This window comes from Adhaeribacter radiodurans (assembly GCF_014075995.1).
Taxonomy (GTDB): Bacteria; Bacteroidota; Bacteroidia; order Cytophagales; family Hymenobacteraceae; genus Adhaeribacter; species Adhaeribacter radiodurans.
On record NZ_CP055153.1, the window covers coordinates 5,199,075 to 5,214,470 of the forward strand.

Below are 15,396 nucleotides of genomic sequence, written 5' to 3' on the forward strand. Positions count from 1 at the left end.
CTTTAAAAATATATACTCGAAAGATAATCCGAGGAATTTATGTAATCCGCGAAAATATGTGTGATTTAGTAACGGTAATACTCTGGTTTAAACGGTCCTTGCTTTTCTACGCCAATGTAGGCCGCTTGATGCTCGGATAATTCTTCCAGTTCTACGCCAATTTTAGCTAAATGCAAACGGGCAACTTTTTCGTCGAGGTGCTTGGGTAAAGTATATACCTGGTTTTCGTAATTAGCCGCATTCTGCCATAATTCTAACTGCGCTAATACCTGGTTGGTAAAAGAGTTAGACATTACAAACGATGGGTGACCGGTAGCGCAACCTAAATTTACTAAACGACCTTCGGCCAACACGATCACGTCTTTACCTTCAATGTTGTATAGATCAACCTGGGGTTTAATAGTATCTTTAGTATGTCCGTAATTATTGTTTAACCAGGCCATATCAATTTCATTATCGAAGTGGCCAATGTTACAAACAATTGCTTTGTCTTTTAGCGCCCGGAAATGTTCTTCCCGGATAATGTCGCAGTTACCAGTAGCGGTTACCACAATATCCGCTTGCGGTACGGCCTCCGCCATCTTCTTAACGGCAAAACCATCCATAGCAGCTTGTAACGCGCAAATCGGGTCGATTTCGGTAACAATTACGCGGGCACCAGCGCCCCGCAACGAAGCCGCCGAACCTTTTCCTACGTCGCCGTAACCAGCTACTACTGCTACTTTACCAGCCATCATTACATCGGTAGCCCGGCGGATCGCATCTACTAAAGATTCTTTACAGCCGTATTTGTTATCAAATTTCGATTTAGTTACCGAGTCGTTGATATTAATAGCAGGTAAGGGCAATGTGCCGTTTTTCACGCGCTCGTACAAGCGGTGTACCCCGGTGGTAGTTTCTTCCGAAATTCCCCGGATACCAGCCGCTAATTCCGGATACTGATCCAGTACCATGTTGGTTAAATCGCCACCATCGTCCAGAATCATATTTAAAGGCTTGCGATCTTCGCCGAAAAACAACGTTTGCTCAATGCACCAGTTAAACTCTTCTTCGTTCATGCCTTTCCAGGCAAATACCGGAATACCAGCCGCTGCGATAGCCGCTGCCGCATGATCCTGGGTAGAGAAAATATTGCAGGAAGACCAAGTTACTTCGGCACCTAACTCTACTAAGGTTTCAATTAAAACGGCCGTTTGGATGGTCATGTGCAAGCAACCGGCAATACGAGCACCTTGTAAAGGCTTAGAAGCGCCAAATTCTTCACGGATAGCCATTAAGCCAGGCATTTCGGCTTCAGCTAATCTAATTTCTTTCCGACCCCACTCCGCGAGTGAGATATCTTTAACTTTGTAGTTAAGGGCGGTTTCGATCATTTTTTTATAGTTTTAAATGGCAAAGTTACAGAATAGGTTTATGAACTGCAAAGGTTCATATATCCAGGTAATTAAAGGCAGGATTTATATAGCATACGGTTCTAACTAAATTTAGAAACCCGTCAGGCTAAAAACCTTAACCAAATCAGTTGCATAACAAAAGTAAACCAAAAGAGTTTAATCAGGACAAAAAAATAGACCTAAAACTTCGCCCCCGGAATCTGTTGGGCGAAGTTTTAGGTCTAATTGTAAAATCGAGGTTTTGAATTTAATTGTTAACAATTACCTGAGCCCCTATGGTATTAGTATTTCCAGTGGGTGGTGCCGCATATCCGCGGGCAAAAACAGTGTATATTTTGCCATTTTGCAAAGCTACTCCGGGCAAATCCAGCACTACCGTATTGGTACCGGCTAGCCTCACTTCCAGGTTATAAGAAGTAGCGTCTACCGGTGTAAAATCGGTAGCTGATTTAAAGCTTCGGTTGCTAAACAAAACTGGCCCATCTTTTACTGCTATATCTACAGCCGGAGCATCTGGCGATAAATGTATAAACCGGACGTGTGCCTTACCCGAAGCTGGGGTGGCTAAATTATCAGGTAACACCAGAGGTTCTATGTTAGCCAGGTTGTTAATGGCAAACACGGAGTAATTCTGTCCGGCCACAAGGTCAAGGTTGGCGTCGATAACTGAAGTGGCAGAACCAGCAGCATTTACCTTAACGTTACGCTGGCCAGCCATTACATCCAAGTATCCAGAATTATTCGGAAAAGCCAACCCGCTGGAATTAACTTTTACATTATCTACTAAAATATCAACAGCGGGCGCATTCGGCGAGGCGTGTACCACCATAACCCGAGCCTTGGCCATAGTATCAGTATCTTCGTCGTCGTCATTACAAGCAGTCAGGAACAAGGCCGGAAGTAGAACCAGCATCATGAGTTTTAACCATTTTTTCATAATATTATTCTTTAATTATAAAATGTTAGTAATGGAACTAAAACCCGTTAAGTAAATTATTGTTTAATATTTTTATAAATTTTTTAAACATTTAATCATTCATTATTACTAATCTATGCTAATAAAATCATTTTAAAACAAAATAAACCAGTTGTTATCGGTTTCATCTTAAAATAAGGTTTATCTATTGTTTAACAATTAAATATTACATATAAACAAAACAACAATTAAATTTTCTTAAAACACCTTTAAAGCAATATAGTTAGGCGGAGTAACAACAGAAACGAGTTGGCATGAAACAGGTATACTAAAATTACGCCGATAGAATTTCCGTAAGTATGCCGCTAATCATGCTACTTTTGGAAAATATCAGCTAGTTCAGGAAATATTAACAAAAAAGATTTAATGGCTAATGTAAAGCCGCTTACGCCAGCAGAGCAGGAATTTGTACGGGAACACGCCCAAGCCGATCCGGCCAAATTGCTCTTGCAACAACACCGGTACAAAGATTTAGACGTTCCCCGCTTGGTGCACTACATACAAGCCCGGCAAAAAGTTAAAAGCAAGCTGCCGCTCTGGTACCAAAACTTACAGATTATCTACCCGCCTTATTTATCTTTAGAACAAAGCTCTTCCGAAATAACTGCTCGTTACAAAGCTAATTTGGTGCGTGGCCAGGTATTGATAGATTTAACGGGCGGTTTTGGGATTGATAGTTTTTATTTTGCCCAGCGTTTTGAACAGGTGCATTACGTGGAGCAAAATCCTAGCTTGACGGCTGTTTCCGAGTTTAATGCCACTGTTCTGGGTGTTACGAATATTCAATTTCATACTGATAACGCAGCTAAATTTTTAAAAAATTTTACCGGCAAAGCTGATTGCATTTACCTGGATCCGGCTCGGCGGGGTAATGCTAACCAGAAACTCCATTTATTAAGCGATTGCGAACCAAATGTTTTGGAAATGCTGCCATTGCTTTTCCAGAAATCCGATCAGGTTTTGTTGAAAACTTCCCCGATGCTGGATATTGAACAAGCCCGTCAGCAGTTAAATAAAGTAAGTAAAGTATTAGTAATAGCTGTAGATAACGAATGTAAAGAGGTACTCTATTTATTAAATGAAAATTCTCCTCCGGAAATTCAATTTGAAGCAGTAAACCTTCATCCACAGAAAGAAGCCATAATTTTTAGATTTAATAAATCTGATGAGGAAACTGCATCCATTACTTATGCCGAGCCGCAACAATATATTTACGAACCTAATACAGCCATACTAAAAGCGGGAGGGTTTAAGAGTGTCGCTCAACAATATAGTATAAACAAACTGCACCGCAACAGTCATTTATACACCTCCGAAATGTTAATTACTGATTTCCCGGGGCGAGTTTTTAAATGTTTAACCGTTTGTAAGTACCAGAAAAAAGAAATAATAACTCATATACCAGAAAAGAAAGTCAATATTACGGTTCGTAATTTTCCGGAACCCGTAGCGGCTATTCGCAAAAAATTAGGTTTGCAGGAAGGTGGCAACCTGTATTTACTTGCTACTACCGATATTCACCAGAAGCCTGTTATTCTAATCTGCGAGAAAGCTATGTAAAATTGCTTTCACCAGTATCCACCTAAACTCTAATTAATCAATTTAATAAATTTTAAATTGGGTGGTGCCAGGGTTTAAGATTCCTCTTCATTATCTTTTTAAGCAACAATCATAATTATTAGAGATGACGGTAGAAATCAAAAAATTAAGCAATCAAGACCTGGATACTTTTATAGAACTTATCCGGGTATTTGAAGATGTTTTCGAAATGAAAAATTTTGTTTTGCCTGATCACAAACATCTGCAGCAATTATTAGCTAAGGATAGTTTTTTTGTGTTTGTGGCCTTGGAAAATAATAAAGTGGTGGGTGGCTTAACAACCTATACTTTAGAGCAATACTATTCTATCTTACCGGTGGTGTATATTTATGACCTGGCGGTTTTAACCAATTACCAGCGCCAAGGAATTGGTAAACTGTTAATTGCGAGTTTAAACGTTTATTGCAAAGAAATTGGGATACAAGAAGTATTTGTTCAGGCCGACGAGATTGATGATTATGCGCTAGATTTTTATCGAGCCACTGGTGGCACACCCGAAAAAGTTGTTCATTTTACTTATCCTCTAAATACGCCGCCAGTATAGTTTTTTGAGCATATTCTACATAAGCCATTTTCGTCTAATCAGGCTATTTCTTCTAAACAAAAAAGTAAATGGAAGAACTAAAAACGGACTTGCGCTGCATGCTACTTACTATTTATCCTCCTATCTGCCCACCTCCGTAAAGTTTTAAAATAAGGCAACTTGTTTAAACCCAGCATGCAACCTTTCCTTTAATCCTGGAATCATATAGATACATAAAGGTGTGGGAGATAAGGTATTGCTGGAAGCTAAAATTTGACTCTTACCCTTATATATTTTAGATACCAGGTTTATCTTGCTCATTCATAAAGTTTAAGAATATGAAACTATCGAAAGCCTTATTAAGCGCTATTTTGCTAGGCATAACTGTTCAAACGACTACCAGTTGCGAAGAAAAAGAGCTGCCTCAACCAAACTCAGAGCAAGGAGAAAACACCAAGCAGTCGGGAGAAGAAATTCCGGCTAACTGCCCCGGCTGTGGCATGGGTTAAGAAGGTAGTTTTAAAATTGTATACGGGTGCCGCAAATACTATCTTCTATAGCTTGTAATTTAGACGCTGATATTTTAACTGCGGCTTTGCCCTTGTTTGAAGAAAGCCGGGTAGGGGCGATAGAGTGGTCGTTTGATACCCTTTACGGTAATTCTCAAATTCCGCCCTGGTTCTTAGAATTACTAAAAGCTTACAGCAACGAAAACAAGCTTATTGGGCACGGCGTATTTTTTTCGCTGTTTTCCGGCAAATGGTCTCAGAACCAACACGAGTGGCTAAACCAATTGCGCCAATTATCTTCGGAATTTCACTTTGACCACATTACCGAACATTTTGGTTTTATGACGGGCCAAAATTTTCATTACGGGGCTCCCCTTCCTATTCCTTATTCTAAAACAACTTTAGCCATTGGGCAAGATAGATTAGCCCGCATTTACGAGGCCAGCCAATGCCCGGTAGGTTTAGAAAATCTTGCCTTTTCGTATTCATTAGATGAGGTAAAACAGCACGGCGAATTCTTAGAACAATTAGTAGCGCCCGTTAACGGCTTCCTAATTCTGGATTTACATAATCTTTACTGCCAGATTCACAACTTTACTATTTCTTACGAGGACATTATCAACCTGTACCCGCTTGACCGGGTTCGGGAAATTCATATTTCGGGCGGCACTTGGCAGGATTCTACTGTTGAGCCGGAACGAAAAATAAGAAGAGACACCCACGACGAAGCCGTACCAGAAGAAGTTTTTCAGTTACTAAAACGTACAATAGATAAGTGTCCGAATTTAAAATATGTAGTTCTGGAGCAACTCGGCAACGCCTTAAAAACAGAGGCCAGTAAAAAACTTTTTTATTCAGATTTCTTGAAGTTAGAAGAAATTGTCCGAAACAAAAACCATTCTTTAGCCTCGCATTTTACTAATTCCTTTCTGCCTTCAAAATCTGTAACTACTGGTAGCATTCTAGAAGACGAAAAACTATATCAACAACAAATTCAGTTATCTTCTATCCTGGAAAAGGCTTCTTCTTACCAGGCGGCAATTCATTTACTAAATTCCTCGCCTTTAGCCCACTCCGACTGGAAAATCGAACAATGGGAACCGCACATGCTCGAAACGGCAATAAGTATTGCGCAAAAGTGGAAGAAAAATCTTGATTAAAGTTTACGGATGAGCCAGCCAACAATTTACTTTAGCTTTGCTCTTTTCAACCTCCGTTTAATAATCTGGCAATTTACTTTTTCAATTAATTTACTACTTAGCTTTACTCGTCCAGGGGTTGCCTTGTACCCGAAAACGCCAGGGCAATAAAGCATCTTCGCCGGCATAATCTACTCCCACCCTCGGACTGGCAATAATTTGATCTTCTTTTATAATCTCACTTCGATCTTCCAGCCAAATAGTATTACCGGTTAAATCGGTCCCATACAGTTTTTTTGTAATACCTAAAGCTAAAGTTACTAAACCAGGTCCAGATGTTAATTTAGGACTAACTTTCGGGTGCCCCCTTCGCAGCAGCATTTCCGGCAATCCTTCGGTTGGTTCAATGGCCCGGATTAAAACTGCATCGGCTTTTTCGGCTACATTCGTAATAATATTAAATAAGGCGTAGATACCATAAATAAGGTAAACGTAAGCTACTCCTCCCTCCTGAAACATGATCTCGGTCCGGGCGGTGCGGCGCCCACTATGCGAATGACAAGCCAAATCGTTTTCGCCACTATAAGCCTCGGTTTCTACTATTTTACCTCCGGTAATTACTCCGTCTAAGTTAGTAAATATGTACTTACCCAGTAAGTCACGGGCAATTTGTACCACATCCGAACGCGTATAAAATGATTTAGAAAGTTTAGCCATACAGAAAAGTATTTGAAAGGCTTACCTGTTTTACGTATTCAAGGTTTTGCTCTCGGTTAGTAAAGCTCTTTGTAATTTTTGAAAGTAAAATACATTTAACCATCAGAAACCTGATCCGGCATATTCGTATTATACTCAAAAGATTTCTTCTAAAAATTCTGAGAGAGTTTTTTACTTCTACATCCTGAACCTATCGAAATTGAAAATATGAAATGTAATTTTTTTATTTATTGCTGTCTGTTGGCCTTACTTAGTTGCAGCTCTACCCGGGTCGCCAACATTCAAGCGGCCGATAATTTTGTATTAAGTAATTATAAAACCTTTAACTTTTACGAAATTACGGCTAACGGAGAACCCGTAAATCCACAATTTAATAACCGGATTGATATTTTAAAATCAACTATTCAGCAACAACTTACGAGCAAAGGTTTAACGCTTAGTCAAACCAACCCGGATTTACTCGTGAACGTTGGCATTGTAACTACCGAGAAAGTACAAACCCGCCAAACCGATTTCCGGACGGATGCTCCGCGGTACATTGGCCAATACCGTTATTCCTGGAAAAGCCAGCAAGTAGAAGTTGGTCGTTACCGCTAAGGTACGGCTTCGGTACACCTGGTAGATCCAACAAAAAACGAATTAGTATGGCAAGGCGTAATGGAAGGTATTATTCCTAAAAAAGATGCCGCTTTGCAACGAGAAATAAATGCCGGAGTTACCGAGTTATTTAGTAAGTTATAATAATTTACTAAATCGTCTTTTATAGTACGGAGAGTTCACTAAGGTGAACTTTTTTCTTTTTCAATAAAGAATTTGTAAAACAACACTTACTACAGATTTAGCATCCGGCTTCAAAATCACACACTGTCTGGATGGAAGGATAATCTTTCTTGATGTATTTGAGAATTATTTATTCTCATGAGTTCACATAACTTATGTAAATAATTTCTTCTCTGCGAAGCATTTTAGTAGGTTTTTAGCACCCGTCACTTACAATAGGTATTCTCAAAGTTTTGATTACCTTTGCTTCAGATTGGTGGCTTACTTGCACCCGCATGTAAAGCCTTAAAAGGGAATCAGGTGTAAAACCTGGGCTGTTCCCGCAACTGTAATCTTCTAATAACCAGTTTGTTTATTCCTTATGCCACTATTCTGCTTTTAGAATGGGAAGGCCAAACGAACCGAAGAAAGCCAGGAGACCTGCCAACCGGAATTTATGTTACACGCTTTCGGGTAAAAAGCTAAGGGCCAGATACATGATATTATATTTTACTTCATTGCTGCTTCTTTTCGCCCCGACGGATTTAAATCTGACCGGGAAAAGATGCGCTTAAAAAATTTATTGCTTTTATTAGTTTTCGGGCTACTCCACCAGGTTGCCTGGGCACAGGCTATCGGCGATACGCTCACGGGAGGCAAACTGCCGGAGGTTCAAATCACAGCCAGGCATTATCTGCGTTATACCATTGGCTCCCGTACTACTAAACTGGATTCTGCCTACTTAGGAGTGAATAATGCTACTTCTCTGGCCGATGTATTGCAAAGCCGCACCCCTATTTACCTGAAAAACTACGGAAATGGCATGCTTTCTACTATTTCCTTCCGGGGAACTTCGGCCAGCCAAACCGCTGTATTATGGAATGGCTTTAACATTAACCTTCCTACTTTAGGTCAAACTGATTTCTCGCAAATTCCTATAACTGCCATCCAAACCGTAGAATTGCAGCACGGCTCGGGTAGCGCTAATTTTGGCACTGGTGCTATTGGCGGAAGTATTTTACTTTCATCTAATGCTAATTGGCAGCCCGGTTGGCAGTTCAGGGCGCAGCAAGATGCAGGTAGTTTTGGGTATAATTTTCGTCAGTTGGCAGGTAAGTTTAGCACTAAAAAAGTAAATTTAGAAACTACTTTTTACCGTAAAACAGCTCAGAATAATTTCAGATTTAAAAATATTACTCAGTTTGGGGCTCCTTACCAACGGCAAGAAAATGCCGCCCTTGATCAATGGGGTTTTACTACCAATTTATACCTGCGCCTCAACACCCGCAATACGGTAGCTATCCGGAATTGGTATACCGATAATAATGACCAATCGCAACCCAACATGGTGGCCGCCAATACCCATGCTCGCTTGGCCAACCGCAACTGGCGGCTCATGAGCGAATGGGTTAATAACACCAACTTAGGCCAAACAACCATCCGGGCAGCGTACTTCGCAGATTACATGCTTTATCGCGACGATAATACTAATGCAGAAACCCAGGTAAATACTTACCAAGCCCAGGCCCAGCATAGTTTTACCTTGGCAAAGAAAATAAACGTAGATGCCGGCACCGATATTCAATATTTTACCGCCGATGTAGATGGTTACGGAAAAAAAGTAAATGAAACCCGGGCTTCTGGCTTTCTTTTACTCCGCTACGATCCTTTATCTTTTCTACACTTAAACTTAAATCTGCGCCAAGCTTGGATAACAGGTTTTAATCCGCCGCTGGCTCCTACCTTTGGTTTTGCCTTTGATATCCTTGAAAAAAGTAAAAACTCGCTTACCTGGAAAGGAGCAGTTACCCGTGGCTACCGTGTTCCTACTTTAAATGACCGGTACTGGCCAACCGGCAATGTAAGTTTAAAGCCCGAAAACAGCTACAATTTCGAAGCGGGTTTCCTGCACAAGTATTCTCAAACCAGGTTTACAGTAGAAAACGAAGTGACCGCGTATCACATGCGGGTAGAAAACTGGATTCAATGGTTACCCGCGGCAAGTACCGGCATTTGGTCGCCTGAGAATTTAAAAAAAGTACATACGGCGGGGATAGAATTTTCGAGTAAAGCAAATTGGCAGTTCTCACGGGGTAAGTTAACCACGGGAGTAAATTATAATTATACTTCTTCGAAGCAGGTCCAAAATGATAATAATTCTTCGGAGCCAACCGGAAAGCAGTTGATATACGTGCCCTATCACACGGCCACTACTTACGCCGATTTTACCTATAAAACTTGGCTGCTAACGGCTAATTACCAATTTACCGGAACCAGGTATACTACTGCCGAAAACACACGCTCTTTACCTGCTTATGGTTTGGTAAATCTTTATAGTGGCAAAACTTTTATAATTAATAAGGCTAATTTTCAACTAATAGGCCGGGTAAATAACCTGACCAACCAAGTATATCAAAATTTAGAATACTACGCCATGCCCGGCCGGAACTACCAGCTTAGTGTTCGCTTCACTTTCCATTAAACTAATCTTTACACTATACTTTAATCTTTATTTATGAACAAAAATTTATTTAACCAGTCGGTTTTGGTTGGTTTTTGCCTCAGTAGTATTTTTTTAACCAGCTGTACCGATGACGATTCCGGTGGAAACACTTTAGAACCCAAAGGTGCTTATGAGAAAGGCGTATTAATTGTAAACGAAGGAAACTTTCAGAAAGGCAATGGTGCCATTTGCTTTTTTGATAAGCAAAATAAAACCGTTGTAGAAAATGTTTTTCTTACGGAAAATAACCGGCCGTTAGGCGATGTAGTGCAGTCTGCTACTATCCATAACGACCGGGCTTATGTGGTAGTGAATAATAGTAATAAAATTGAAATTGCGGATGCGAATACTTTTAAATCGTTAGGAGTAATTAACAATCTGCAGATGCCCCGTTACTTAGTAGTTGCGAATAATAAAGGTTATCTAACCGAATGGGTAAGTTACAGCAGTAAGGGCCGGGTCTCTATTATTGACCTTACTACTAATGCTGTTACTAAAAGCTTAGAAGTAGGCAAGTTACCTGAAAAATTATTGGTACTGAATAACAAAGTTTACGTTACCAATTCCGGCGATAATACATTATCGGTTATTAATTCTACTTCGGATGCTATAGAAACAACACTTCCCGTAGGCGACTCTCCTAATAGTTTAACCGTTGATGCGGCTAATAAATTATGGATATTATGCAGTGGTCAGAAAAATTATAATTCAGATTATTCCATCGACGAAAATACCAGTACGCCGGGTAGTTTAGTTCGCATTAATCCTAGTACGCAAGCTATAGAAGCCACATTAACTTTTACTTCTAAATCTCTGTCACCAGATGATTTAGTAATAAACGGCTCTAAAAACAAGCTGTATTATCGTTATAATGGCAAAGTCTTTCAACAGGATATTGCCGCTGCCACTTTAACTACCACAGCTTTTCTGAACCGTAACTTTTACGGGATTGACGTAGACCCATCGGATAATTTAATTTATGGCGCCGATGCCGGAACTTTTACGGCAAACGGCAAAGTAGTACGTTTTAACCCGAGTGGCTCGGCAGTAGATTCATTTACAGTAAGTATCCTACCCAGCGAGTTCATCTTTAAATAGAAACTCATAGCTAAAAAAGAAGAACCCACTAAAATTACAACTTTAGCGGGTTCTTCTCTTTTTTTACACTAACTCGAAATTAAAATAGCTAAAATAGCTTGTCTTTATTTATCTGCCTGTCCGTCGTTATCCGCATCGCGGGTACCATTATCGGGATCTACTTTTTGATAAGTTTTATTGGCATCCGGATCATCGCTGTTAGCGGCTGAATCAGCGGCGGCGGAGTTTACGGGTTGCTGGATATTTTCATTTTCCGGATTTTTATTTTTGGCGCTGCCGTCTTCTACGTTTGTATCACCGTCTTTTGTACCCGTACTGCAGGCCGATAAACTCAGGGCAGCTCCCAACAAAAGAACCATACTTAGTTTATTAACTGTTTGAAATATTTTTTTCATAGTTTGTTTATATGATTGGTTAAGCAAAACGTTTATTCAGGTAAAAAGTAGAGATAAATATTTTGATGTACCTGGGTATGTACGTCAGCTAGGCTGATTAGTTAAATAAGGATACTTGTAAGTCATTAAATTTAAAAAGAGGATAGAAAAACCTGGCGAACTTGTTTAATTAAGCAACAAACTGATTTTATTTACATAAAGGAATTATACTTTACCTTAATACATACTTATTAATACGCCCGTACTTCTTTCTTTTCCATAAAATTCATGAAAGCCCGGTTCACTACTTTATTGCCACCTGGCGTAGGATAATTGCCGGTAAAATACCAGTCGCCGGTGTGGTTAGGGCAAGCTAAGTGCAGGTTATCAATCGTTTGAAAAATAACTTCTATTTCCGCATTAATTTCGGGACCACGCACAATTTCCGCCACTTTGGCCGATATTTGATCCGGGGTAAATAAATCAAAAAGCTCTTTTACAAAGTTGGTTCGCTTGAAAGCTTCGGTACCTTCGTGTGCCCGGCATTTATCGTACACTTCGTCGAGTTTATAATCCTGACCGTTATCCTCTAATAATTGCAACATCGCCCGGAACGCTACAAATTCTTTCAGCTTCGACATATCAATTCCGTAACAATCGGGGTAGCGAATCTGCGGGGCACAGGAAACCACCACAATTTTCTTCGGTTCCAAGCGGTCGAGCATCCGGATAATACTTTTCTCTAAAGTAGTTCCCCGCACAATTGAATCATCAATCATTACAATGGTATCTACCCCTTTGTTAATTACTTCGTAAGTTGTGTCGTAAACGTGGGCTACCAGATCATCGCGGTTATCGTTATCGGTAATAAAAGTGCGCATTTTTGCGTCTTTAATTACTAACTTTTCGGCCCGGGGCTTCGCAATTAAAATTTCATCCAACTCTTCCGGACTTACTCCTTTCAAGATAGCTTCCTTGCGGTATTGGCGCAGATAATCTTCAATTCCTTGCATCATTCCCAACCAAGCTGTTTCGGCCGTATTCGGAATGTAAGAAAAGACCGTATTCTTTAAATCGTAATCAATTGCTTCGAGTACCTGCGAGCAAAGTAACTCTCCCATTCTTTTGCGTTCCTGGTAAATTTCTGGATCGTTACCGCGCGAAAAGTAAATCCGCTCAAAACTGCAGGATTTTTTCTCTGCCTCCGGTAAAATTTCGAGCTCCCGGGAGCCACCGTTTTTATTAATAATTAAAGCATGACCAGGAGTAACTTCCTGAATCTGGCTGTAATCAATGCCAAAAGCAGTTTTAATAGCCGGTTTTTCCGAAGCTACCACCACTACTTCTTCATCGATGTAATAATAAGCCGGACGAATACCAGCCGGATCGCGCACCACAAACGCTGCGCCGTAGCCCGTTAAGCCTGCCATGGCGTAGCCGCCGTCAAAATCTTTACATGCCCGCCGTAATACCCGTTGCATGTTAAGGTTTTCTTCGATCAAGTGCGATATTTCGGTGTTGGTATAGCGCTCTTGCTTGTAAGAATCGAATAAGGTTTGATTTTCTTCATCGAGAAAGTGACCTATTTTTTCTAATACGGTAATAGTATCAGTAGTTTGACGCGGATGCTGGCCAATATCTACCAACACATTAAATAATTCGTCGGCATTGGTCATGTTAAAATTACCGGCTACGGCCAAACTGCGGCTGCGCCAGTTATTTTCGCGCACCATAGGGTGGCAATTATCAATACTGTTAAGTCCATGCGTGCCGTAACGCAAATGGCCCAAGTAAACATCCCCTAAAAAAGAGAGATTTTTCTTGAGCCATTTGATATTGTTCACCTCATCCGGGAACTGCTTTTTTAATTTATTATACGAGTTACTAATCTTCCCAAAAATATCAGGTATTGCCCGGGTTTTCACAGATCGGTAACGCGAAATATATTCCGTGCCCGGTTCGGCATCTATTTTAATACTAGCTACCCCGGCGCCGTCCTGGCCGCGATTATGCTGTTTTTCCATTAAAAGGTACAGTTTGTTGATGCCGTACATGGCCGTACCATATTTTTCGACATAATATTGGGTGGGTTTTCGTAACCGGATTAAGGCAATACCACACTCATGCTTTATTGCGTCGCTCATATTTCTAATTATACGTTACAAGGTTAAAGACCGCTGTTGGCGCACGAACTACTGGTCTTAAAAATAATAAGAATTTTTGTGTTAAGTAGTTATAGAATCATAGGATAATTTACAGACCGAAGAAAAATTTATTTAATAAAAAGATGAATTACATTCATGAGCCAATCCGTTCGAAAAAAGAATACTACTACCGGCATAACTAAAACCAGTATTAATACTTGGGAGGCTACGGGTATAACCTTTTTTTCTCTACGGAAATTCCTTTTAAAAAATAAGAAATACGGAATTTTAACATAATAAAAAAAAGCAACTCCCGTAAAGAGCAAACCGGCTACTACCAGCAACAGCATCAGCGGGTTACCAGAAGTCTGATAGGTTTGCCAAACTGAGCTAAATACCAATAGTTTGGCCGTAAAACCGGCCGTGGGAGGTAATCCAGTTAAAGAAATTAGAAGGGCAATGGCCAGTATTCCTAAAAAAGGATAATGCTTGCCCCAGCCGCTAAAATCCGAAAAAGTGAATACGCCCAACTGTTCTTCGAATTCCTGGATAAATAAGAAAATGCCAAAATTGGTGAAAAGCAGAATAGTAACGTAAAATAATAAATTACTTAGATTATCGTCGGATAAAGATAAACACGCCGCCAGCATAAAGCCAGCGTGCGATACCGATGAGTAAGCCAACATTCGTTTGGGTTTACTTTGCCAAAGCGCCGTAAAATTACCAATAGCTAAAGTAAATAGAGCAATGCCCGCTACAAAAAGCAGCACATCAAAGTACAGCGCCTGATAAAGTTTCTGAGCCTTTAACACTTCTACAAAACGCAGCAATACTAATATACCCGCTATTTTAGGAGCAGTAGAAAATAAAGCTACCACCGGAGTTGGAGTATTTTCGTACACATCGGGTGCCCAAAAGTGAAAAGGGGCTGCCGATATTTTAAATAAAAGCCCGGCTAATGTGAGTACCATTGTTACAGTTACTGCTGCCGGATAAACCTTATTCACTGCCTGCCAAAACTCCGGTTGTAAGAATTGCAACGATCCGGTAAAACCATACAAAAACGACATCCCGTAAAGCATTACCCCCGCCGCCATAGTACCGTACAGAATATACTTCATACCTGCTTCCGTACTCCGTACATTTTCCTTTACAATCATGGTGAGTAAATAACCGGCAATAGATACCAATTCAATACTCACGAATAATAATAACAGATTTGCCGATTTTACCATTAAGTTCAGGCCTAGAACCAGCACCAGCAAATAGGCATAAAACTCACCACTACCAAAGAAATGCGTCTTAAAAGAGCGGTAGAACCTAGCCAGCATAATAGTTAAAACAGCCGCCAGGGAAAACAAAATACCAGCATACATGCTTAACCCATCTTTAATTAATAATCCCAATAGAAAGGGCTCGGAACGAGCATGGCGGCTAATAGCAATACCTTCGGAAAACTGCACCCATAACACCAAGCCTAAACCTAGTAGCGCTAAAAAAGGCAAAGCATTTTTTACTAAATCTGCCTTGAATAAATCTGCAAAAACTATTAACAAACAAAAAACAGCGAGCAGAATTTCGGGCAGCAGAGCACCTAATCCGTTTTGGATTTGCTCCAAAGAAGTCGTTAAGGAATGTATAGATTTCTGCACGACGCTCCC

Annotated in this window: 12 protein-coding genes, 1 pseudogene and 1 riboswitch; of the genes and pseudogenes, 7 read left to right on the top strand and 6 right to left on the bottom strand. The window is 40.3% G+C overall.

Annotated features, from left to right (window positions below; all coding sequences use genetic code 11):
• Positions 1–65: 65 nt before the first annotated feature.
• The gene (ahcY, locus tag HUW48_RS20780) at positions 66–1,373 is read right to left on the bottom strand and encodes an adenosylhomocysteinase (RefSeq protein WP_182412762.1); all 1,308 of its coding nucleotides are present in this window, start codon (positions 1,371–1,373) and stop codon (positions 66–68) included.
• A 268-nt stretch (positions 1,374–1,641) separates the two neighbouring features.
• Complete coding sequence (locus tag HUW48_RS20785; RefSeq protein WP_182412763.1) at positions 1,642–2,331, bottom strand: DUF4397 domain-containing protein; 690 nt, start codon at positions 2,329–2,331, stop codon at positions 1,642–1,644.
• A gap of 405 nt (positions 2,332–2,736) precedes the next feature.
• On the opposite strand from HUW48_RS20785, the gene HUW48_RS20790 reads away from it, so the two are divergent.
• The 4 genes from HUW48_RS20790 to HUW48_RS20805 all read left to right on the top strand — a co-directional run bounded on the left by HUW48_RS20790 (position 2,737) and on the right by HUW48_RS20805 (position 6,161).
• Positions 2,737–3,930, top strand: coding sequence for a THUMP-like domain-containing protein (locus HUW48_RS20790; RefSeq protein ID WP_182412764.1), 1,194 nt, complete (start codon positions 2,737–2,739; stop codon positions 3,928–3,930).
• Between the two features lie 124 nt (positions 3,931–4,054).
• The gene (locus HUW48_RS20795; protein ID WP_182412765.1) at positions 4,055–4,513 is read left to right on the top strand and encodes a GNAT family N-acetyltransferase; all 459 of its coding nucleotides are present in this window, start codon (positions 4,055–4,057) and stop codon (positions 4,511–4,513) included.
• A 317-nt stretch (positions 4,514–4,830) separates the two neighbouring features.
• The gene (locus tag HUW48_RS20800; protein ID WP_182412766.1) at positions 4,831–5,001 is read left to right on the top strand and encodes a chryseobasin-related MNIO class RiPP peptide; all 171 of its coding nucleotides are present in this window, start codon (positions 4,831–4,833) and stop codon (positions 4,999–5,001) included.
• Between the two features lie 26 nt (positions 5,002–5,027).
• Positions 5,028–6,161: a multinuclear nonheme iron-dependent oxidase gene (locus HUW48_RS20805; protein ID WP_182412767.1), complete on the top strand. Its 1,134-nt coding sequence runs from the start codon at positions 5,028–5,030 to the stop codon at positions 6,159–6,161.
• Between the two features lie 93 nt (positions 6,162–6,254).
• On the opposite strand, the gene HUW48_RS20810 is transcribed toward HUW48_RS20805, so the two are convergent.
• Positions 6,255–6,857, bottom strand: a complete 603-nt coding sequence (locus HUW48_RS20810) for a DNA-3-methyladenine glycosylase (RefSeq protein ID WP_182412768.1) — start codon at positions 6,855–6,857, stop codon at positions 6,255–6,257.
• A gap of 207 nt (positions 6,858–7,064) precedes the next feature.
• On the opposite strand from HUW48_RS20810, the pseudogene HUW48_RS20815 reads away from it, so the two are divergent.
• The 3 genes and pseudogenes from HUW48_RS20815 to HUW48_RS20825 all read left to right on the top strand — a co-directional run bounded on the left by HUW48_RS20815 (position 7,065) and on the right by HUW48_RS20825 (position 11,217).
• Positions 7,065–7,598 (top strand): annotated as a pseudogene (locus HUW48_RS20815) (DUF4136 domain-containing protein).
• 276 nt (positions 7,599–7,874) lie between these two features.
• Positions 7,875–8,079: riboswitch (cobalamin riboswitch) on the top strand.
• 102 nt (positions 8,080–8,181) lie between these two features.
• The gene (locus tag HUW48_RS20820; RefSeq protein WP_182412770.1) at positions 8,182–10,098 is read left to right on the top strand and encodes a TonB-dependent receptor plug domain-containing protein; all 1,917 of its coding nucleotides are present in this window, start codon (positions 8,182–8,184) and stop codon (positions 10,096–10,098) included.
• 33 nt (positions 10,099–10,131) lie between these two features.
• Positions 10,132–11,217, top strand: coding sequence for a YncE family protein (locus tag HUW48_RS20825; RefSeq protein WP_182412771.1), 1,086 nt, complete (start codon positions 10,132–10,134; stop codon positions 11,215–11,217).
• Between the two features lie 104 nt (positions 11,218–11,321).
• Here the strand turns inward: HUW48_RS20825 and HUW48_RS20830 are convergent, their stop codons facing one another.
• The 3 genes from HUW48_RS20830 to HUW48_RS20840 form a co-directional block, all read right to left on the bottom strand.
• Entirely contained in the window at positions 11,322–11,612 is a 291-nt protein-coding gene (locus tag HUW48_RS20830) for a hypothetical protein (protein ID WP_182412772.1), read from the bottom strand.
• A gap of 230 nt (positions 11,613–11,842) precedes the next feature.
• Positions 11,843–13,735 (bottom strand): amidophosphoribosyltransferase, encoded by a 1,893-nt coding sequence (locus HUW48_RS20835; protein ID WP_182412773.1) that lies wholly within the window; start codon positions 13,733–13,735, stop codon positions 11,843–11,845.
• Positions 13,736–13,863: 128 nt separating this feature from the next.
• Positions 13,864–15,387 carry an NADH-quinone oxidoreductase subunit N gene (locus HUW48_RS20840; RefSeq protein WP_182412774.1) on the bottom strand — a complete coding sequence of 508 codons (1,524 nt, stop codon included), beginning with the start codon at positions 15,385–15,387 and terminating at the stop codon, positions 13,864–13,866.
• Positions 15,388–15,396 lie beyond the last annotated feature (9 nt).

What these genes read in the sequence shown, in the direction of transcription:
- HUW48_RS20810 (WP_182412768.1), bottom strand. Translation starts at nt 6,857, where the DNA reads ATGGCTAAACTTTCTAAATCATTTTATACGCGTTCGGATGTGGTACAA.
- HUW48_RS20785 (WP_182412763.1), bottom strand. Translation starts at nt 2,331, where the DNA reads ATGAAAAAATGGTTAAAACTCATGATGCTGGTTCTACTTCCGGCCTTG.
- HUW48_RS20800 (WP_182412766.1), top strand. Translation starts at nt 4,831, where the DNA reads ATGAAACTATCGAAAGCCTTATTAAGCGCTATTTTGCTAGGCATAACT.
- HUW48_RS20825 (WP_182412771.1), top strand. Translation starts at nt 10,132, where the DNA reads ATGAACAAAAATTTATTTAACCAGTCGGTTTTGGTTGGTTTTTGCCTC.
- HUW48_RS20835 (WP_182412773.1), bottom strand. Translation starts at nt 13,735, where the DNA reads ATGAGCGACGCAATAAAGCATGAGTGTGGTATTGCCTTAATCCGGTTA.
- ahcY (WP_182412762.1), bottom strand. Translation starts at nt 1,373, where the DNA reads ATGATCGAAACCGCCCTTAACTACAAAGTTAAAGATATCTCACTCGCG.
- HUW48_RS20820 (WP_182412770.1), top strand. Translation starts at nt 8,182, where the DNA reads ATGCGCTTAAAAAATTTATTGCTTTTATTAGTTTTCGGGCTACTCCAC.
- HUW48_RS20830 (WP_182412772.1), bottom strand. Translation starts at nt 11,612, where the DNA reads ATGAAAAAAATATTTCAAACAGTTAATAAACTAAGTATGGTTCTTTTG.
- HUW48_RS20795 (WP_182412765.1), top strand. Translation starts at nt 4,055, where the DNA reads ATGACGGTAGAAATCAAAAAATTAAGCAATCAAGACCTGGATACTTTT.
- HUW48_RS20790 (WP_182412764.1), top strand. Translation starts at nt 2,737, where the DNA reads ATGGCTAATGTAAAGCCGCTTACGCCAGCAGAGCAGGAATTTGTACGG.